The sequence below is a fragment of the Rosenbergiella metrosideri genome (genome assembly GCF_022602565.1).
Taxonomy (GTDB): Bacteria; Pseudomonadota; Gammaproteobacteria; order Enterobacterales; family Enterobacteriaceae; genus Rosenbergiella; species Rosenbergiella metrosideri.
Genome location: NZ_JALBCV010000005.1, coordinates 61,812 through 80,823, shown reverse-complemented (window position 1 = coordinate 80,823; position 19,012 = coordinate 61,812). Strand labels below are relative to the sequence as shown.

At 46.6% G+C, this 19,012-nt stretch carries 15 protein-coding genes; 8 read left to right on the top strand and 7 right to left on the bottom strand.

Annotation, left to right across the window (positions count from 1 at the left end):
• The first annotated feature begins 16 nt into the window (after positions 1 to 16).
• From ptsN to npr, 3 genes are read left to right on the top strand one after another with little or no spacing between them, the layout of a single operon-like run.
• A complete protein-coding gene (gene ptsN, locus MKR94_RS06985; protein WP_241646292.1) occupies positions 17 to 499 on the top strand; it encodes a PTS IIA-like nitrogen regulatory protein PtsN in 483 nt (160 codons plus the stop codon).
• Positions 500 to 549: 50 nt separating this feature from the next.
• Positions 550 to 1,410, top strand: a complete 861-nt coding sequence (gene rapZ, locus MKR94_RS06980) for an RNase adapter RapZ (protein WP_241646291.1) — start codon at positions 550 to 552, stop codon at positions 1,408 to 1,410.
• Positions 1,400 to 1,672: a PTS phosphocarrier protein NPr gene (npr, locus tag MKR94_RS06975; protein WP_048911360.1), complete on the top strand. Its 273-nt coding sequence runs from the start codon at positions 1,400 to 1,402 to the stop codon at positions 1,670 to 1,672. Before rapZ ends, npr begins: the two co-directional genes overlap by 11 nt.
• A gap of 4 nt (positions 1,673 to 1,676) precedes the next feature.
• Here npr and mtgA read toward each other — a convergent pair whose 3' ends face one another.
• Positions 1,677 to 2,399: a monofunctional biosynthetic peptidoglycan transglycosylase gene (mtgA, locus tag MKR94_RS06970; protein ID WP_241646290.1), complete on the bottom strand. Its 723-nt coding sequence runs from the start codon at positions 2,397 to 2,399 to the stop codon at positions 1,677 to 1,679.
• A 732-nt stretch (positions 2,400 to 3,131) separates the two neighbouring features.
• Positions 3,132 to 5,459, bottom strand: coding sequence for an aerobic respiration two-component sensor histidine kinase ArcB (gene arcB, locus MKR94_RS06965; protein WP_241646289.1), 2,328 nt, complete (start codon positions 5,457 to 5,459; stop codon positions 3,132 to 3,134).
• A 626-nt stretch (positions 5,460 to 6,085) separates the two neighbouring features.
• On the opposite strand from arcB, the gene gltB reads away from it, so the two are divergent.
• Positions 6,086 to 10,552 (top strand): glutamate synthase large subunit, encoded by a 4,467-nt coding sequence (gene gltB / locus MKR94_RS06960; RefSeq protein ID WP_241646288.1) that lies wholly within the window; start codon positions 6,086 to 6,088, stop codon positions 10,550 to 10,552.
• A gap of 9 nt (positions 10,553 to 10,561) precedes the next feature.
• Positions 10,562 to 11,980 carry an FAD-dependent oxidoreductase gene (locus MKR94_RS06955; protein ID WP_241646287.1) on the top strand — a complete coding sequence of 473 codons (1,419 nt, stop codon included), beginning with the start codon at positions 10,562 to 10,564 and terminating at the stop codon, positions 11,978 to 11,980.
• Positions 11,981 to 12,022: 42 nt separating this feature from the next.
• Here MKR94_RS06955 and sspB read toward each other — a convergent pair whose 3' ends face one another.
• From sspB to zapE, 5 genes are all read right to left on the bottom strand, one after another.
• The gene (sspB, locus tag MKR94_RS06950; protein WP_241646286.1) at positions 12,023 to 12,502 is read right to left on the bottom strand and encodes a ClpXP protease specificity-enhancing factor; all 480 of its coding nucleotides are present in this window, start codon (positions 12,500 to 12,502) and stop codon (positions 12,023 to 12,025) included.
• Positions 12,503 to 12,516: 14 nt separating this feature from the next.
• A complete protein-coding gene (gene sspA, locus MKR94_RS06945; RefSeq protein ID WP_241646285.1) occupies positions 12,517 to 13,146 on the bottom strand; it encodes a stringent starvation protein SspA in 630 nt (209 codons plus the stop codon).
• A 286-nt stretch (positions 13,147 to 13,432) separates the two neighbouring features.
• The gene (gene rpsI / locus MKR94_RS06940) at positions 13,433 to 13,825 is read right to left on the bottom strand and encodes a 30S ribosomal protein S9 (RefSeq protein WP_048911352.1); all 393 of its coding nucleotides are present in this window, start codon (positions 13,823 to 13,825) and stop codon (positions 13,433 to 13,435) included.
• A 15-nt stretch (positions 13,826 to 13,840) separates the two neighbouring features.
• Positions 13,841 to 14,269: a 50S ribosomal protein L13 gene (gene rplM, locus MKR94_RS06935; protein ID WP_048911351.1), complete on the bottom strand. Its 429-nt coding sequence runs from the start codon at positions 14,267 to 14,269 to the stop codon at positions 13,841 to 13,843.
• A 238-nt stretch (positions 14,270 to 14,507) separates the two neighbouring features.
• On the bottom strand, positions 14,508 to 15,644 hold the full coding sequence (gene zapE / locus MKR94_RS06930) for a cell division protein ZapE (protein WP_241646284.1): 1,137 nt from the start codon (positions 15,642 to 15,644) through the stop codon (positions 14,508 to 14,510).
• A gap of 199 nt (positions 15,645 to 15,843) precedes the next feature.
• Between zapE and zapG the strand changes: the two genes are divergently transcribed.
• The 3 genes from zapG to degS all read left to right on the top strand — a co-directional run bounded on the left by zapG (position 15,844) and on the right by degS (position 18,778).
• Positions 15,844 to 16,242, top strand: coding sequence for a Z-ring associated protein ZapG (gene zapG / locus MKR94_RS06925; RefSeq protein ID WP_241646283.1), 399 nt, complete (start codon positions 15,844 to 15,846; stop codon positions 16,240 to 16,242).
• A gap of 16 nt (positions 16,243 to 16,258) precedes the next feature.
• Positions 16,259 to 17,632, top strand: coding sequence for a Do family serine endopeptidase (locus tag MKR94_RS06920; protein ID WP_241646282.1), 1,374 nt, complete (start codon positions 16,259 to 16,261; stop codon positions 17,630 to 17,632).
• Positions 17,633 to 17,716: 84 nt separating this feature from the next.
• The gene (gene degS / locus MKR94_RS06915) at positions 17,717 to 18,778 is read left to right on the top strand and encodes an outer membrane-stress sensor serine endopeptidase DegS (protein ID WP_241646281.1); all 1,062 of its coding nucleotides are present in this window, start codon (positions 17,717 to 17,719) and stop codon (positions 18,776 to 18,778) included.
• The last annotated feature ends 234 nt before the right edge of the window (positions 18,779 to 19,012 follow it).

Here is a 19,012-nt window from a genome sequence, read left to right as displayed (position 1 = left end):
TCAGCAAGTGAATACTATGAATAGCGACCTCCCTTTAGAATTAGGTAATGTGCTAACGCTTGATTGCACGCGCAATAATGTTAACTGCCAAAGTAAAAAAAGAGCGTTAGAGATAATTAGCGAAATCGCGGCGGGCCAGCTTAATCTGCCTCATCAACTCATATTTGAAACGATTCTCAATCGTGAAAAAATGGGCAGTACCGGTATTGGTGGGGGAATAGCTATTCCTCATGGAAAGCTTGAACAAGATACGTTACGTTCAGTCGGCGTATTTATTAAGCTCGAACATCCCATTGCTTTTGATGCTGTCGATAATCAACCCGTAGATCTGCTGTTTGCCCTGTTAGTCCCTGCTGGTCAATGCAAAATACACCGCCACACCCTATCGCTAATCGCTAAACGTTTAGCGAATAAAGCCGTCTGTCGACAACTTCGGCAAGCCGAAAGCGACGAAATGCTCTATCACATTTTGATGGGCAATGAAGATAATGAAGAGTAATAATCTTCAATCCAGAGTGACTCGTAAGGTTCGCAGGAGAAAATAAACTCATGGCACTGATGATCGTTAGCGGTCGTTCCGGCTCCGGTAAATCGGTTGCGCTACGCGCGCTGGAGGATATGGGATTTTATTGTGTCGATAACCTTCCCGTTGAGCTTTTACCCGAACTTGCGGCAACTTTAGCCAAAAGAGAAATATCAGCGGCGGTGAGTATCGATATCAGGAATATGCCCGAATCTCCTCAGCTGTTTGAAGCCGTATTGGATAGGCTTGATATCGAATTCTCTCCTCAACTGCTGTTCTTTGATGCCAATACCAATACTCTCATCCGTCGTTATAGTGACACCCGCCGACTCCACCCATTAACCGCGAGAAATCTCTCGTTAGAAGATGCTATTGAGCACGAGTCTGAACTACTTGAACCGTTACGCTCTCGGGCAGACCTCGTGGTCGACACCTCTGAAATGTCCGTACACGAACTGGCGGAGATGCTACGTACTCGGCTCTCGGGTAAGCCGGAGCGAGAGCTCACCATTGTCTTCGAATCCTTTGGGTTTAAGTATGGTTTACCTGTCGATGCCGACTACGTGTTTGATGTAAGATTTCTGCCTAATCCACACTGGGACGCAAAGCTCCGCCCGATGACCGGATTGGACCGTCCAGTCTGTCAGTTTTTAGAACGTCATACCGATGTCCACCAATTTATCTATCAGACACGTAGCTATCTTGAGTTATGGCTGCCGATGCTGGAACGTAATAATCGTAGCTACCTCACCGTAGCTATCGGCTGTACGGGTGGTAAGCATCGTTCTGTCTACATTGCTGAGCAACTCGCGGATTACTTTGCCTCTCGCGGTAAAAATGTTCAACGTCGGCATCGCACCTTGGAAAAAAAACATCATGACCGTTAAGCAAACTGTTTCTATCCAAAATAAACTGGGAATGCATGCACGACCTGCAATGAAGCTGTTTGAATTAGTTCAGAGCTTCGATGCTGAAGTTTTACTGCGAAATGAGGCGGGAACCGAAGCTGAAGCAAACAGTGTGATTGCCTTATTGATGTTAGATTCTGCCCAGGGCGGTAAGATCGAAGTCGAAGCAACTGGCCTGCAAGAAGTTGAAGCCTTACAGGCCGTTGTCGAGCTTTTCGCCTCACGATTTGACGAAGAGTAAGTATTCAATAAAGGTGATGCTGCGTTAAAAAAGGCAGGCCACCCAATTGACGCATTTGCCGCATAATCCATTGCTGTCTCATTTGTATGTAACGTGAGGGGGCCTTGGCGCTATAACGCAATGGTGAAGGTAAAACAGCTGCAAGCAGTGCCGCCTGCCCTTCAGTCAGCTGCTTAGCAGGCTTATGGAAATAGGCCTGCGAAGCAGCTTCAACCCCAAAAATTCCCGGTCCGAACTCTGCTACGTTAAGATAAACGGTAAGTATACGCTTTTTGCGCCAAACCGCTTCAATACCCAGCGTCATCCCTGCCTCAATGGCCTTACGTACCCAACTGCGTCCATCCCATAAAAACATATTTTTAGCCGTTTGCTGTGAAAGGGTCGACGCACCACGTAAATGGGTTTCACCTTGCTGCGTAAGCGCAGTATTGACCGCGCCAAAATCGATCCCCCAATGTTCAGGAAAACGCTGGTCCTCCGACGCGATCACGGCGAGAGGCATCCACGGAGAAATCTCATCCATAGCAACCCAATCAGAATGTGCACGGTATGCAAAGTTGCCTGATGCCCAAGCACTGATTTGCCGCTCAGCCATTATCGTAGAAAAAGGGACGGGTAGAAAAGTCCATAATAAGACAGCGAGAAACCAGAGGCCTGCGCAGGCTAAAAAAACCTTTAAAAGACCTTTTTTAATCGATCCCAACCTCGTTTTACGTTTTGATTTCATAGTCTACGCTCTCTCTAAAAAGAGACCTTCAATTTTTCATGCCCTATTATAAAGAGTCGCCTCAGCAAGAGGTATCTTTCTCCGCAACTTTCATAAGCCACTTAAAAGGTAACGGTTCCAAGAAATTTCTTACTTCGGCGAGCATGATAGTTTTCAGGTGAATTATGAGTAAAGTTTAAACATATTGAATTAGATATCGCCAATAGAACCATCATTTGATAAACTAACAATTAACATAGTGTTAACTATAAGCCTTAAATGCCAGCGTAAAATCCTCTTTGAGGATCATTTATAGGATGTGTAGAAGAGAAAAATTAAGCTACGGATGACTAATTCAACCTTTTAATCTTCTAAATCATTAGCAAAATCTATCGATTTTTAAAGATTAAAAGGTATTACCTTAAAACACTTGGTCGTCCCTGTAGGAAAATGGTTGCCTACCCTGTATATCCCTTGATATTATAAGGTTATTAGGTATTAGTAAGGCTTGAGTATAAACTTAATTAAGATTAATGATGCTTTTTTAGCCACCCTGATATTAAATGCATTACTTATGTTAATGTTTTATAGAAATCGGTACCATTTATTTGTTACAGTAGTCTAAGTACCCAATACCACTGAATAGCAACGCGATTACTCTCAAAAAAAGATGATAGTTTGCGCTGTTCAGTATAATTTCCCTGGTGTTGGCGCAATCTTCGCGCACCCCGGTTTAACCGGGGTAATTTTTATCTACGACTTAGTACTAACCCACTCTTTCAGCACTGCGATATCTTTCTGCCAAGTACTATGCAGTTCGTCTACCCAATCTTGAACATTATCCCACCATGCCGGTAATTCTGGTGACTGGATTTGTTGAGCCACTCTCTGTAGATGCTTAAGACCAATTGCTCCCGCTGCACCCTTAATCTTATGCCCCTGCTCAGCAATCTCAGTTTGATCCCGTGCCAACATATTGGAATCTAGCGCCTCAAGATAGCCCGGCATCATTTTCTCGAACATACTTAGCCCATCATGAATGAGCGAAGGACCCACCAAGCTTAAGTACTGCTCTAACATTTCGGTATCCAGCTTATCCGTCGGCTCAGAAGTCAGCGGTTCAACTCGATCAGTAGACTCTGCCGCATGAGGGTCCCAAAACTGTTTAATTGTTGCCGTCAATGCAGGTACCGAAAGCGGCTTACTTAACACCCCATCGAGCCCAGCGTTGAGATACTCGCTTTTATTCTTCAATACATTGGCGGTCAAGGCGACCAAAGGTGGAAGCTGTTGAGCAGTGAAGCGCTGTTTTAATGCCTTGGCGACATCTAATCCCGTCATATCCGGTAACTGAATATCAAGCAACACCATATCGAACTCATCGGGTTCAAAAAGATCTAGCGCCTCTTGCCCCGTCATAGCAACCTCAATCGAACAGCCTAGGTTTTCGAGCACTGAACGGGCGACCACAACATTTAACTCAATATCTTCGACCAATAAGATATGTAGAGCGGGAAGTAACCACTCTTCCTCTTCCTGTGCCTTAGAAGTTTCGGTCACCACCTCAGGGGCGCAGACATTGAGCGTAAAACAGGCCCCATGATGCGGCTCACTTTCTACGCTAAGGCTACCGCCCATGGCTTCAGCAATACGAGCTGACACCGCCAATCCTATTCCGGTTCCCGTTGCAGGTTTCCCACCATGCTCATCTTCAACTTGATAATACATAGCAAAGATCTTGTCTTGTTCAGACTGAGGGATACCGATACCCGAGTCTTGAACCGCAAAGGTCAGATGTTTCGACTGATAACTCACATGGACAGAGATTTCGCCTTCTTTGGTGAACTTAACGGCATTACTGATCAAATTCCACAGGATCTGCCGTAAGCGCGTCCCATCAGTCATGACGGTTTGCGGCAATGGCGCATCCACCTGCATTGTGAAGATCAGCCCTTTGGGTTGCACCAATAGCCCTGCGAGGTTTTCAAGGTCGGCGATAAAATCTGTAAAGTTAGTCGGCTGGCGGTCCAGTTTAATATTCTGACGTTCGATTTTATCCATCTCGATAACGTCGTTGAAAATGTTCCCTAACGTAATGGCAGAGACATGAATGGTTTTTAAGTAATTTAACTGCTCATTGTCCAATTGAGTATCCAAAAGAATCCGACTCAATCCAACAATACCATTCAATGGCGTACGCAGCTCATGGCTGATTGTCGAGATAAAGGTTGTTTTATCACGACTAGCATTTTCTAACGCTTCTTGGTAACGCTTACGCTCTGTTATATCGCGACCAAATCCCATTAAACCATTACGCTTGCCTATGCGGTCATAGTAAGGGACTTTACGCACCTCAAAGCATGCTTTTTTTCCGTCAGGGTAATGCAACCATTGTTCATAGGTCAGCGCAATATTGTGGCGAAAAACCTTTTCATCAGTGGCTAAAATTTTCTCTGCTGCTTCTGGATCATAGACATCTTGTGGGGTTAAGCCCACAAGCTGCTGTTCGCTTTTTCCAGTTAATAACTCTAATGCGCGGTTACACCCCGAAAATTGACGATCGATATTGCGGTAGAAGACCAAATCTGGCGACGCATCTAAAAAAGAACGTAAAAATGATGATTGCTGTTCCAGCTCCGTTTGTGCCTTGATGCGCCCTTCCATCTCTTCTTCTAATTTAACAATCGCGCGTTCACGTGCTTGCTCAGCATTACGGCGTTCAGTAATTTCCTGATTAAGCTGCGTAATGGTTTGCTGCATCTGCTGATTAAGCTGTAAATCGCGGTCACGCATCTCTTCTAATTTATCAACTAATCTTGCTAAGCGCTGACGAGACTCCTCAAGCTGATCGACGACGACAGAAAGGAAATAAACGGCCCAAGGAGTGATCAATAACCCAAAGAAAATCGAGCGTACAACATCGATTGATTCGACATGACCATGCAGTAGCAGCGTCACCGCCATTTGCACGATCATCGCCAAGACCACTAACGCAGAAGCAAGGAGAAGAGAAAAGCGAACGAGGCCTAGTTTGACCATCAAATCAACGTAATACTGCGCTAGTAGCCGGATATGTTTCATAATCACTCCATCGTCGAGAAGTGCACATGATAGCGTAAAAATAATGCGGTAAGCAGAAGATTCACACCTGAATTTAAATGTTAATCATTTGCATTTAAATTCAATTTTTCTAACGTCATCGCACAATTCGTGTAAGAGTAAAAATAAAAAAAAACACAATGATTAAAACAGTTTAAAAATTCATTTATTGGAAAATTAACGATATATATCACTGATATTGGTCAATGTAACAGAATTCAGTGATCGTATTCGTGCTGCACCATAGTGATACAGCTCACACAAAACCACTGCACTATAATAATGCAAACGGCTAAAAATAAAGTAAAAAAAACAATCAAATCATAATGATACAATAAAATCACCAATGAAACATTTGTTACCTTCCTAATTTGACCTCGGTCATAATTCCCGATAAGTTGGAATTCAACTGGTAGCTATCTGTGCGGAATGCAGCATTCCCGCCTAAATTTTTAGTAATTACACGTTCCCTGCGGCATATTTTGGTCTGCCAAGGTCACAGGCGCTAACGCGAATTTACTCTCCTAACCATTACCCTAGCCCAAGCAGCGTTGCCTGTAGCAAAGTGCTGGAAGAAAAGGGCCGCAGAGCCCGTGGAGGTTGACTCAATGTTGTATGATAAATCCTTTGAAAAGGATAACTGTGGCTTCGGACTTATTGCTCATATAGAGGGCGAGCCCAGTCACAAAGTTGTCAGAACGGCAATCCATGGTCTCGCACGTATGCAACACCGTGGTGCAATTTTAGCGGATGGCAAAACGGGTGACGGCTGCGGACTCTTGCTGCAAAAACCAGACCGCTTCTTTAGATATATTGCTGAAACGCAAGGATGGAGCCTAGCGCGCAACTATAGCGTTGGGATGCTATTCCTAAATAACGATCCGGAAAAAGCGGCGATTTCGCGTAAAATCATTGAAGAAGAAGTGCTACGGGAAACCCTGTCTGTCGTAGGTTGGCGTGAAGTGCCGATCAATCGTGATGTCCTCGGCGAAGTTGCCCTCTCTTCTCTTCCGGTCATTGAGCAGCTCTTCATTAATGCTCCTGCGGGTTGGCGCCCACGGGATATGGAACGTCGCCTATATATGGCGCGTCGTCGTATCGAAAAACGTGTTGAGGCGTTAGGAGATACTGAATTCTATATCTGTAGCTTCTCTAACCAGGTCAACATCTATAAAGGCTTATGCATGCCCGCCGATTTACCGAGATTTTATCTCGATTTGGCTGACTTGCGCTTAGAATCTTCTATCTGTCTATTCCACCAACGTTTTTCGACCAATACCGTTCCACGCTGGCCGCTGGCTCAACCTTTTCGGTATATGGCCCATAACGGCGAGATTAATACCATTGCGGGTAACCGTCAGTGGGCAAGAGCCCGTGCTTACAAATTTAATACGCCATTGATCCCTGATCTGCAGACGATTGCCCCATTTGTAAATGAAACTGGCTCCGACTCAAGTTCAATGGATAACATGCTAGAGCTATTCTTAAACGGCGGGATGGACTTGGTCCGTGCCATGCGTTTACTGGTCCCGCCGGCCTGGCAGAATAATCCCGATATGGACCCCGATTTACGCGCATTCTTCGATTTCAACTCTATGCATATGGAACCTTGGGATGGCCCCGCGGGAATCGTGATGTCGGATGGCCGTTATGCTGCCTGTAACTTAGATCGCAATGGTTTACGTCCTGCGCGCTACGTTATCACTAAAGATAAATTAATCACTTGTGCCTCTGAAGTAGGTATTTGGGATTACCAGCCCGATGAAGTGGTTGAGAAAGGCCGTGTCGGCCCAGGCGAATTAATGGTTATTGATACCCGTATTGGGCGTATCCTCCATTCTGCAGAAACCGATAACGACTTAAAAAGCCGCCATCCTTACAAAACTTGGATGGAGAAAAACGTTAAACGCTTGGTGCCTTTTGAAGAGCTTCCCGAAGATCAGGTGGGTAAACGTCAGCTTGACGACACACAACTCGCCACTTGGCAAAAACAATTCGGTTATAGCAGTGAAGAGTTAGACACCGTTATTCGGGTACTGGGTGAAAATGGACAAGAAGCCGTCGGTTCAATGGGTGACGATACCCCTTTTGCCGTTCTCAGCAGCCGTCCGCGAATTATCTATGACTACTTCCGTCAACAATTCGCTCAAGTGACTAACCCCCCTATCGACCCATTACGTGAAAATCATGTGATGTCGTTAGCGACCTGTATTGGGCAAGAGATGAATGTCTTCTGCGAGGCAGAAGGTCAAGCACACCGTGTCAGTTTTAAATCGCCTATCCTTCTCTATTCAGATTTCTCGCAGCTGACACAATTAGACACTCAATACTATCGTGCCGATACGATTGACTGTACCTTCAATCCAGCAGATGAAACATTAGAAGCCGCTATCCATCGCTTAAACGATCAAGCAGAGGAGATGGTTCGTAACGGAACCGTATTACTCGTCCTGTCGGATAGACAAATTACGACAGAGAGACTGCCCGTCCCAGCACCAATGATCGTCGGTGCCGTACAAGCGCGTTTGGTGGAAAAGAGTCTTCGTTGTGATGCGAATATTATTGTCGAAACCGCTTCGGCACGCGACCCACATCACTTTGCGGTCCTACTAGGGTTTGGTGCAACCGCGATCTATCCTTGGTTAGCCTACGAAACCTTAGCGAAAATGGCAGACAGTGGCATTATCGATCATGACTACCGTAAAGCAATGTTGAACTACCGTAATGGTATCAACAAAGGCTTGTACAAGATCATGTCGAAAATGGGTATTTCAACGGTTGCCTCTTACCGCTGTTCGAAACTATTTGAAGCCGTAGGTCTGCATACCGATATTACAACGCTCTGCTTCCAGAATGTCACTAGCCGTATTGGCGGTGCAAATTTCAGCGACTTTGAACAAGATCTGGTGAATCTGTCTAAGCGTGCTTGGCTAGCCCGTAAGCCTCTTGATCAAGGTGGATTACTGAAATATGTCCACGGCGGTGAGTACCACGCTTATAATCCGGATATTGTGAACAGCTTGCAACGTGCGGTAGAGAGTGGTGATTACGCGGATTATCTCAACTACGCCCAACATGTGAATCACCGTCCTGCCGCGACGCTACGCGACTTACTAGCGCTCAAACCGAGCGAACAGGTGATCAAGATTGATGAGGTTGAACCGGCGACTGAGCTGTTCAAACGCTTTGATACTGCTGCCATGTCGATTGGAGCACTCAGCCCAGAGGCCCATGAAGCGCTAGCTGAAGCGATGAACAGCATCGGGGGTTTCTCGAACTCGGGTGAAGGTGGAGAAGATCCCGCTCGCTACGGCACGAATAAAGTGTCGCGCATCAAGCAGGTCGCTTCTGGACGTTTCGGTGTGACACCTGCCTACTTAGTCAACGCTGATGTGATACAGATTAAGGTTGCACAAGGGGCTAAGCCAGGTGAAGGCGGTCAATTGCCGGGTGATAAAGTCACGCCTTATATTGCACGGTTACGCTATTCCGTCCCGGGTGTCACCTTGATATCACCTCCGCCACATCACGACATTTATTCGATTGAAGATTTGGCGCAGCTTATTTTTGACCTCAAGCAAGTGAACCCTAAGGCGATGATTTCCGTCAAACTGGTATCAGAGCCAGGCGTAGGAACCATTGCGACCGGCGTTGCAAAAGCCTACGCCGATCTGATTACCGTTGCAGGGTACGATGGCGGTACTGGGGCAAGCCCGCTCACCTCAGTGAAATATGCCGGTTGTCCTTGGGAACTCGGCTTAGTGGAAACACAACAAGCGTTGGTTGCAAACGGATTACGTCACAAAATCCGCTTACAGATTGATGGTGGGTTAAAGACTGGTCTCGATATCATCAAGGCTGCCATTCTTGGTGCAGAGAGCTTCGGTTTCGGTACTGGCCCAATGGTCGCTCTGGGCTGTAAATACCTCCGTATTTGTCACCTGAATAACTGTGCGACAGGCGTTGCAACACAAGACGAGAAATTACGTAAGAATCACTATCACGGTCTCCCTTTCAAAGTGACCAACTACTTTGAATTTATTGCCCGTGAGACACGTGAAATCATGGCCTCCTTAGGAGTAAGCCGCTTAACCGACTTGATAGGCCGGACAGATCTATTGACCGCATTGGAAGGTTTCACGGCAAAACAACAAAAACTTAATTTAGGCTCGTTACTCGAAACAGCAACGCCAGTTGCTGGAAAGGCTCTGTATTGCACAGAATCGAATCCGCCTTTCGATAAAGGAACGCTGAACAAAGCGCTGTTGGAGCAGGCACTGCCGTACATTGAGACGAAGCAGAGCAAACATTTTTACTTTGATGTCAAAAATACTGACCGCTCAGTTGGTGCAACCCTATCCGGTGCGATCGCCCAACGTTACGGCGATCAAGGTCTGGCGAGTGACCCAGTTCAGGTTCATTTAACCGGCACAGCAGGACAAAGCTTCGGTGTCTGGAATGCCGGAGGTCTTGAAATGATCCTGACGGGTGATGCCAATGATTATGTTGGAAAAGGGATGGCTGGCGGCCTCTTGGCGATTCGGCCCCCTATCGGTTCAGCCTTCCGTAGCCACGAAGCGACCATTGCCGGCAACACCTGCTTATATGGTGCAACTGGCGGCAAACTGTTCGCAGCGGGACGTGCAGGTGAACGTTTTGCGGTACGTAACTCCGGCGCTATCACGGTTGTCGAGGGTATTGGCGACAATGGCTGTGAGTACATGACAGGTGGCGTTGTCTGTGTCATCGGTCGTACTGGGGTCAATTTTGGTGCGGGCATGACCGGGGGCTTCGCTTACGTCCTTGATGAAGACGGGGAGTTCCGTAAACGTGTCAACAGCGAGTTGGTCGAGGTCTTGGACGTCGCCACCCTGCCGATTCACGAAGAACATCTGCGAGGCTTAATCACCGAGCATGTACAATATACCCAATCGAGTCGTGGTGAAGAGATCCTTGCACAATGGGCTAACTGGTCAGAGAAATTTATGCTGATCAAACCTAAGTCAAGTGATGTGAAAGCACTGCTAGGACACCGCAGCCGGTCAGCGGCAGAATTACGAGTACAGGCGCAGTAAGGAGCGACAATGAGCCAAAATGTGTATCAATTTATTGACTTACAGCGCGTTGATCCTCCGAAAAAACCGCTGCAACTCCGTAAAATCGAATTTGTTGAAATCTACGAGCCCTTCTCTGAAGGGCAAGTTAAGGCGCAAGCCGACCGTTGTTTAGATTGCGGTAATCCTTATTGTGAATGGAAATGTCCGGTACATAATTACATTCCCAACTGGTTAAAACTAGCCAATGAGGGGCGGATCATTGAGGCGGCAGAGCTGTCACACCAGACCAATAGTCTGCCAGAGGTCTGTGGTCGCGTCTGCCCACAGGATCGTCTCTGCGAAGGATCCTGCACGCTGAATAATGATTTCGGTGCCGTCACTATCGGGAATATCGAACGCTACATTAACGATAAAGCGATGGAAATGGGCTGGCGGCCAGATATGTCGCAGGTAAAATTAGTTAATAAGCGTGTTGCAGTCATCGGTGCAGGCCCTGCAGGGCTTGCCTGCGCCGATGTACTCACCCGAAATGGTGTGAGCGTCACCGTCTTTGACCGCCATCCAGAGATTGGTGGGTTACTAACCTTTGGTATCCCTTCTTTCAAATTGGAAAAAGAGGTAATGATTAAGCGCCGGGAACTGTTCGAAGGAATGGGCATTGAGTTCCGATTAAATGTCGAAGTGGGCCAAGATATCACGATGCAAAGCCTGATTGATGAGTATGACTCCGTCTTCTTAGGGGTCGGTACCTATCAATCCATGCGTGGTGGACTCACTAATGAAGATGCCGAAGGTGTCTACGACGCCCTACCCTTCCTTATCGCAAATACCCGTAAAACGATGGGCTTCGAGGCCTTGGCTGAGCAACCCTACTTAGATATGAACGGAAAGCGTGTTGTGGTACTTGGCGGCGGCGATACTGCGATGGACTGTGTGAGAACCTCGATTCGCCAAGGCGCGACCAACGTCATTTGTGCCTACCGCCGCGATGAGGCTAATATGCCGGGTTCGCGTCGCGAAGTGAAAAATGCACGCGAAGAAGGCGTCGATTTTCAATTTAACTTACAACCCTTAGGCGTCGAGATTGACGGCAGCGGCAAAGTTATCGGCGTGAAAATGGTTCGTACCGAAATGGGCCCAGCCGATGCTGCTGGTCGCCAACAGGCTCAGCCTGTGACTGGTTCAGAACATGTCATCGCAGCCGATGCAGTGATCCTCGCTTTTGGATTCCGCCCACACAGCATGCCTTGGCTCGACGCGTTCAACGTTGAGTTCGATGCGACCGGACGAATCGTAGCACCTGAAACGGCTGAAATCGCCTTCCAAACCAGCCATCCCAAAATTTTTGCGGGCGGAGATGCGGTAAGGGGATCTGATTTAGTCGTGACCGCGATAGCGGAGGGCAGAAAAGCAGCAGAAGGTATTCTTGATTACCTAGAAGTGTAGTGAAAGAAAAAGAGCGCGAAAGCGCTCTTTTTTTAGCCAATATTATTTAACGACACGTAATGCTGGTCGGCCACCCTTAGGTGGGGGGGGATCATCACCGTCATCGGTATGCTCAGTTTCACCGTCGCCATCAATGACTGACATTTTAGGTTCATGCGTTACGTCAAGATCCACATTAGCCTCAACATCATCATACTGTGGCTCAGGCTCAAACATGGTGCCAGCACCGTTTTCACGAGCATAGAGTGCCATAACGGCTGCAAGAGGGACGAAAACCTGACGCGGTACGCCCCCGAAGCGCGCATTGAAGCTAACGAACTCATTACCCAGTTCTAAGTTCCCTACTGCACGCGGCGCGATGTTAAGAACGATTTGTCCATCACGTGCAAACTCTAGAGGCACTTCCACACCAGGAAGATTAATATCAACCACTAGGTGCGGCGTTAGCTCGTTATCTAACAACCAATCATAAAATGCCCGCAGTAAATACGGGCGACGTGCCGTTAAATCTGTCATATCCATAATAGTAGCCTCGATTAGAGACGCATTTCACGCTCAGCTTCTGTAAGAGAAGCGAGGAACGAATCACGTTCAAAGACACGATTCATATAGCCTTTAAGATCTTTAGAACCCGCACCCGATAAATCAACGCCTAAAGAAGGTAAACGCCAAAGTAAAGGAGCAAGGTAGCAATCTACCAAGCTGAACTCTTCACTCAGGAAGTAAGGCGTGCGAGCAAACAGTGGCGCGATTGCGAGTAACTGCTCACGTAATTGTTTACGCGCGTCATCGGCATCTTCACTTGAACCTTGTTCAATCTTGAACAGCAGGCTGTACCAATCTTGTTCGATACGGTGCATCATCAAACGACTTTCACCGCGAGCAACCGGATAAACGGGCATTAACGGTGGATGCGGGAAACGTTCGTCCAAGTATTCCATAATGATCTGAGATTGATATAACGTCAGCTCGCGATCCACTAAGGTTGGTACAGTGCAATACGGATTTAGATCGATCAGGTCTTGTGGAAGATTTGACTTATCCACCTGTTCAATTTCTACACTCACACCTTTCTCAGCCAGTACGATACGTACTTGATGGCTGTAGATATCAGTGGGTCCAGAAAACAGTGTCATTACCGAACGTTTGTTGGCAGCGACAGCCATGAAAACCTCCACATATACTTATAAGAGCCGCGATTAACCATCTGAATGACCGATGGCAGATAATAGACCATAAACTGCGCGATAGTTTACCAGAAATTGAAGCCTTTGTGGGCAACCTTTCGATTTTGCTGCGAATTCTGGGTAGTTGAAGCGTTTTTGGAAGGAAAAAGTAACAATTGTCGCGAACATGGAGTACGCGGTAACCGACTCAGCCCCTTTTAGCGGCAATAAAAAACCCGCCGAAGCGGGTTTTTTCGAAAACACATCGCTGCAGAGCAGCCATGAATTAACGCTTAGAGAACTGTGGACGACGACGTGCTTTACGCAGACCGACTTTCTTACGTTCAACTTCACGCGCATCACGAGTCACAAAGCCCGCTTTACGTAGTTCAGAACGTAGAGATTCGTCATATTCCATCAGAGCGCGAGTGATACCGTGACGGATCGCTCCTGCTTGACCAGAAATACCACCACCTTTAACAGTGATGTACAGATCTAATTTACCAATCAAATCAACCAGTTCCAGAGGTTGACGCACGACCATGCGCGCAGTCTCACGACCGAAGTATTGCTCTAAAGAGCGTTGGTTGATTACGATGTTTCCGCTACCCGGCTTGATAAAGACGCGTGCGGAAGAGCTTTTGCGGCGACCTGTGCCGTAGTTTTGAGTTTCAGCCATTGCCATTGATCCCGATTAAATGTCCAGAACTTGCGGTTGCTGTGCCGCATGGTTGTGCTCGTTGCCCGCGTAAACTTTCAGTTTACGGAACATTGCACGGCCCAGAGGGCCTTTCGGCAGCATGCCTTTTACCGCGGTTTCAATGACACGCTCAGGAGCACGAGCAATCATTTCTTCAAAGGTCGCTTGCTTGATACCACCGATGTGACCAGTGTGGCGATAGTAGATCTTGTCGCTACGTTTGTTACCTGTTACAGCAACTTTGTCAGCATTAAGAACGATGATGTAATCACCAGTATCTACGTGCGGAGTGTATTCCGCTTTATGTTTACCACGCAGACGACGAGCCAGTTCAGTCGCTAAACGACCTAAGGTTTTGTCAGTTGCGTCAACAACATACCAGTCGCGTTTGACGGTTTCTGGTTTAGCTGTAAAAGTTTTCATCTAAAAGCTTACCCAAATATAAGTTACACGTTGGTGAAATCCCAAACGCTATTAACGGTTGAGGCTCACACGACCATTTTGCCAGTAAGCCTACCCCTTCGGATAGAACTACCGGAACACAAAGGTTTTTGGGAATAAAACCATTTGTTGTAACGTGGGGTCGCAAGATTATAAAGAAGTCGACATTAAAAATCGACCTCTTTTATCATTAATTCGCAACTCCACGAATATTTCTGCCTTACGGCAAATGAGGAAGACGCAAATACTCTTCGCTTTGCATCTCCTGAAGACGAGATAAGCAACGTTGGTATTCAAATTTCAATTGATTACCTTGATAGATAGCTTCCAACGCCACTTCCGCAGAAACGACAAGTTTAACATGTCTTTCGTAGAATTCATCTACCATTGCAAGAAATCGACGCGCATGATCTTCAGTCTGGCTGGTTAATTGTGGGACATCGAGTAATAATACCGTGTGAAACTGCTGAGAAAGCGCGATGTAGTCATGTTGACTACGGTTTTCACCACACAGCACACTAAACCGAATGGCAAGAACCCCCTCAGCAACATGCTCAGTCTTCATCGCACGGTGATTAATCTCTAACACCGGTGAAGGGGCCTGCGCAAAATCAGTGCCTGATAGATTTTTAAATAACGTACTAATGGCCGACTGGGTCTCGCCGTTGAGCGGCGATTTCCAGAGATGAGCTGCCGTCAAGGCACGTAAACGGTAATCGACGCCAGCATCCACATTCATGATTTGGCAATGTTTCTTTATTTGCTCAATCGCCGGTAAAAAGCGAGCGCGTTGTAATCCATTACGATAAAGCTGATCAGGAGGGATATTAGAGGTCGCCACCAAGGTAATTCCCCGCTCAAATAATGCCTCCATTAACGTGCCGAGTAGCATGGCATCGGTAATATCCGACACAAAAAACTCATCAAAACACAGCAGATCAGTTTGCTCGCGAAAGCGTTCAGCAATAATCAATAATGGGTCGCTGTGGCCTTGAAGTTGACTCAGTTCCTTATGCACTCGCAGCATAAAGCGGTGGAAATGTAATCGTAATTTACGATCGCCTGGAACAGATTGGTAAAACATATCCATAATCCAAGTCTTGCCGCGCCCTACACCTCCCCACATATATAAGCCTTGAACCGGTTGTTCGCTACTCTCACTGCGCTGGAAAAGTTTTGAAAAGCGACCGAAAAGTCCTTTCTTATCCGTCGAGGGTGAGGCCGTTTGCTGACGGGCGATTAGCGCTTTTTGAATCTTATCAAGCTCCGTTACCGCAGCTTTTTGGACATCATCAGGCTGATAATCCCCCTGTTCAAGTGCTCGTTGGTAACATGTCAGTGGAGAAATGGTTTGCATAGTGGGTACCGTTAAGATATTCGAAGACGACAAACACAACATTGAAAACCGCTATACAGTACGCCAGGTTAACTCAGGATTCCACATCCTGAGCATTAACAGGTATAGTGAGGTAAACTATTTTCGACTAGCATCTTACTGTAAATGGGTAATTGCTTATCGTCGCCCCCTTAGAACAACGGATATTATGGGAGTCATTATGACCTGGGAATATGGGCTTATCGGATTAATTGTCGGCGTTATCGTTGGGATTGTTATCACACGTTTTGGTAGCCGTAAACTGCGTGATCAGCACGCGCTGCAGTACGAATTAGAAAAAACAAAAGATGAACTTAAAGAGTTAAAACAAGAACTCAATGGACACTTTGTTCGCAGCGCTGAACTGCTAGAAAATATGTCACAGAACTATCAAGAGCTCTATCAACATATGTCGAGCACAACCAAAGAGCTGTTACCAGAGCAAGCGGCGCAGAGCAACCCGTTCGTTTGGCAGCAGGGGGCTAAAAACATTGAATCTGAGAGTGGTTTAGCTGAAATGCCGCGAGATTACTCTGAAAAATCTTCAGGTTTATTAAGAAATTCTAACACTGAAAAATAATCATTAAGGGTCAATGATGAAAAAAAATCGTACACCCTTGGCGTTAGCGATAGCGCTAAGTATGAGTTTGGGTATGGCTTACCTGCCCGCTTCGTATGCGAATTTACCTGCACAGGTTGGTGATCAGCCCTTACCCTCGCTCGCGCCAATGCTTGCTAAAACGCTACCTTCTGTCGTCAGCGTACAAGTCAGCGGTACGACGACGGAAAACCAAGATCAGCAGCTTCCTGAACCGTTGAAACGTTTTCTTGGTCAAGCTCCACAACAGCAACAGCCAACACCGTTTCAAGGATTGGGATCAGGTGTCATCATTGATGCTAAAAATGGTTACATTCTGACCAACAACCACGTTGTTAATGGCGCAGATAAGATTACGGTGCAGTTAGGCGATGGTAATGAATACCCCGCAAAATTGGTGGGTCATGATAGCCAGACCGACATCGCGCTTATCCAAGTTAAGAACGCGAAAAATTTAGTCCAAATTAATGTTGCGGATTCCGATGCTTTACAAGTGGGGGATTTCGCGGTCGCCATTGGTAACCCCTATGGTCTAGGGCAGACAGCCACCTCTGGCATCATCTCTGCGCTCGGCCGTAGCGGCTTAAATATTGAAGGCTTAGAAAATTTCATCCAAACCGATGCAGCAATTAACCGCGGTAACTCCGGCGGCGCCCTGGTTAACCTGAAAGGTGAACTGGTCGGGATCAATACCGCTATTTTAGCTGCCAGCGGCGGAAATATTGGTATCGGCTTTGCTATCCCTTCCAATATGGCGATGAATCTTGCCCATCAGCTGATTAAAAACGGTAAAATTACCCGCGGCCAGCTCGGCTTGAAAGGGACAGAGATGTCTTCGGATATGGCGAAAGCGTTCCATGTCGATGTGCAACGTGGTGCATTCGTTGCAGAGGTTTTACCCGATTCAGCTGCCGCCAAAGCGGGGATTAAGGCGGGAGACATTATCACTGGCTTGAATGGTAAACCTATCACCAGTTTCGCCGAACTTCGGGTGAAAGTTGGCACCAGCGCGCCAGGCGATAAAGTGACTTTAACCTTGTTGCGAGACGGTAAATCGATTAATGCCGAAGTCACCTTAGAGCAAAGTGCACCCGAGGTCGTCCCGACCACCATTGACCTCCCAGCGTTACAAGGTGCAGCGTTTAGCGATGGGATGACCTTGAGTAAAGCGAAAGGTGTCAAAGTAGACAGCGTTACTCCGTCTAGCCCTGCTCAACAAATTGGCTTACACGCCGGTGACGTCATTACGGCCATTAACCGTCAACGTGTCGAGTCACTTGATACAATGAGTAAGATTTTAGCGACCAAACCTCCCGTTATCGCCATGAGTGTTATGCGTGGCAAAGATAACCTCTTTTTACTGCTTCGCTAACCCCAATAAGGATAGGTACAGAGGTGCGTACCTATCCTTCTCATGGTATTCTGCAGTAACCTCTCCCTTGGCAACTAAATTAGCATGTTATTTAAATTACTTCGTTCAGCGCTTATCGGCCTTGTTGTCGCCATAATTTTACTTGTCGGTATGCATTTACTGCGTAACGGTGGTGCACTGTTTTCGAATAATGAAGCACCTGCTAATACCCAAGAATCGGTGTTCAGTTTCAGCCAAGGCGTGCGTCGAGCCGCGCCAGCCGTCGTGAATGTTTATAACCGCAACTCACAAACACAAGGTAAAAGAGACTTCACTACCTTGGGGTCGGGAGTGATTATGAACCAGCGCGGCTATATTCTGACGAATCGCCACGTCATCAGTAATGCTGATCAAATTATCGTCGCCTTGCAAGATGGTCGCTTTTACGAAGCAACCTTGGTCGGTTCTGATGCCATGACTGATCTGGCGGTACTTAAAATTTCTGCACCGAGCTTACCCATTATTCCGATTAACGACGAACGTAACCCGCATATTGGTGATGTCGTTATGGCGATAGGGAATCCCTATAATCTTGGTCAGACAGTTACCCAAGGCATCATTAGTGCTACTGGCCGTGTCGGCTTAAGCTCTTCCGGACGGCAAAACTTTCTACAAACAGATGCCTCGATCAACCAAGGTAACTCTGGAGGCGCATTGATTAACTCATTGGGTGAACTCATGGGGATCAATACACTGACCTTCGATAAGAGTAATGATGGCGAAACTCCTGAAGGAATTGGTTTTGCCATTCCAACACCGTTAGCGATTAAGATTATGAATAAACTTATTCGCGATGGTCGCGTGATCCGTGGCTTTATCGGGATTACTGGTCGAGAAATTCCTCCGATGCATGAGCAAGGGAATAGCTACGAAAAATTACAAGGTATTATTGTGACTAAAGTCACCGGGCCTGCCGAGTTGGCGGGAATTAAGGCTAATGACCTTCTACTCAGTGTCAACAACAAGCCCGCGGTTTCCGCACAAGAAACCATGGATCAAGTTGCAGAAATACGACCTGGCTCTGTCATTGACGTACAGATACTTAGACAAGGTCAGAAAAAAAACCTGCCTGTCACTATTCAAGAATTTCCTCAGGATAGTGATTAATCATCCTCCTCCGTTCTCTCGCTATTTATGAATAATAAATCGGTTTACTGAGGAGGGTGCGTTAAATTCCTTACGTATTATCAGGTGTAAAGCGAGCAACTTTCATAATCTTTGATCCTTTTTTTTATTTACACATAGAATATAATTCGTCTGTATCCTTAGTGATTAAGATTAATTCTCTATAAGCTAATTTTCTCTGTACAGAGTTTATTGAATAAAAATGCATCAAGATGC

What these genes read in the sequence shown, in the direction of transcription:
- ptsN (WP_241646292.1), top strand. Translation starts at nt 17, where the DNA reads ATGAATAGCGACCTCCCTTTAGAATTAGGTAATGTGCTAACGCTTGAT.
- rapZ (WP_241646291.1), top strand. Translation starts at nt 550, where the DNA reads ATGGCACTGATGATCGTTAGCGGTCGTTCCGGCTCCGGTAAATCGGTT.
- npr (WP_048911360.1), top strand. Translation starts at nt 1,400, where the DNA reads ATGACCGTTAAGCAAACTGTTTCTATCCAAAATAAACTGGGAATGCAT.
- mtgA (WP_241646290.1), bottom strand. Translation starts at nt 2,399, where the DNA reads ATGAAATCAAAACGTAAAACGAGGTTGGGATCGATTAAAAAAGGTCTT.
- arcB (WP_241646289.1), bottom strand. Translation starts at nt 5,459, where the DNA reads ATGAAACATATCCGGCTACTAGCGCAGTATTACGTTGATTTGATGGTC.
- gltB (WP_241646288.1), top strand. Translation starts at nt 6,086, where the DNA reads ATGTTGTATGATAAATCCTTTGAAAAGGATAACTGTGGCTTCGGACTT.
- MKR94_RS06955 (WP_241646287.1), top strand. Translation starts at nt 10,562, where the DNA reads ATGAGCCAAAATGTGTATCAATTTATTGACTTACAGCGCGTTGATCCT.
- sspB (WP_241646286.1), bottom strand. Translation starts at nt 12,502, where the DNA reads ATGGATATGACAGATTTAACGGCACGTCGCCCGTATTTACTGCGGGCA.
- sspA (WP_241646285.1), bottom strand. Translation starts at nt 13,146, where the DNA reads ATGGCTGTCGCTGCCAACAAACGTTCGGTAATGACACTGTTTTCTGGA.
- rpsI (WP_048911352.1), bottom strand. Translation starts at nt 13,825, where the DNA reads ATGGCTGAAACTCAAAACTACGGCACAGGTCGCCGCAAAAGCTCTTCC.
- rplM (WP_048911351.1), bottom strand. Translation starts at nt 14,269, where the DNA reads ATGAAAACTTTTACAGCTAAACCAGAAACCGTCAAACGCGACTGGTAT.
- zapE (WP_241646284.1), bottom strand. Translation starts at nt 15,644, where the DNA reads ATGCAAACCATTTCTCCACTGACATGTTACCAACGAGCACTTGAACAG.
- zapG (WP_241646283.1), top strand. Translation starts at nt 15,844, where the DNA reads ATGACCTGGGAATATGGGCTTATCGGATTAATTGTCGGCGTTATCGTT.
- MKR94_RS06920 (WP_241646282.1), top strand. Translation starts at nt 16,259, where the DNA reads ATGAAAAAAAATCGTACACCCTTGGCGTTAGCGATAGCGCTAAGTATG.
- degS (WP_241646281.1), top strand. Translation starts at nt 17,717, where the DNA reads ATGTTATTTAAATTACTTCGTTCAGCGCTTATCGGCCTTGTTGTCGCC.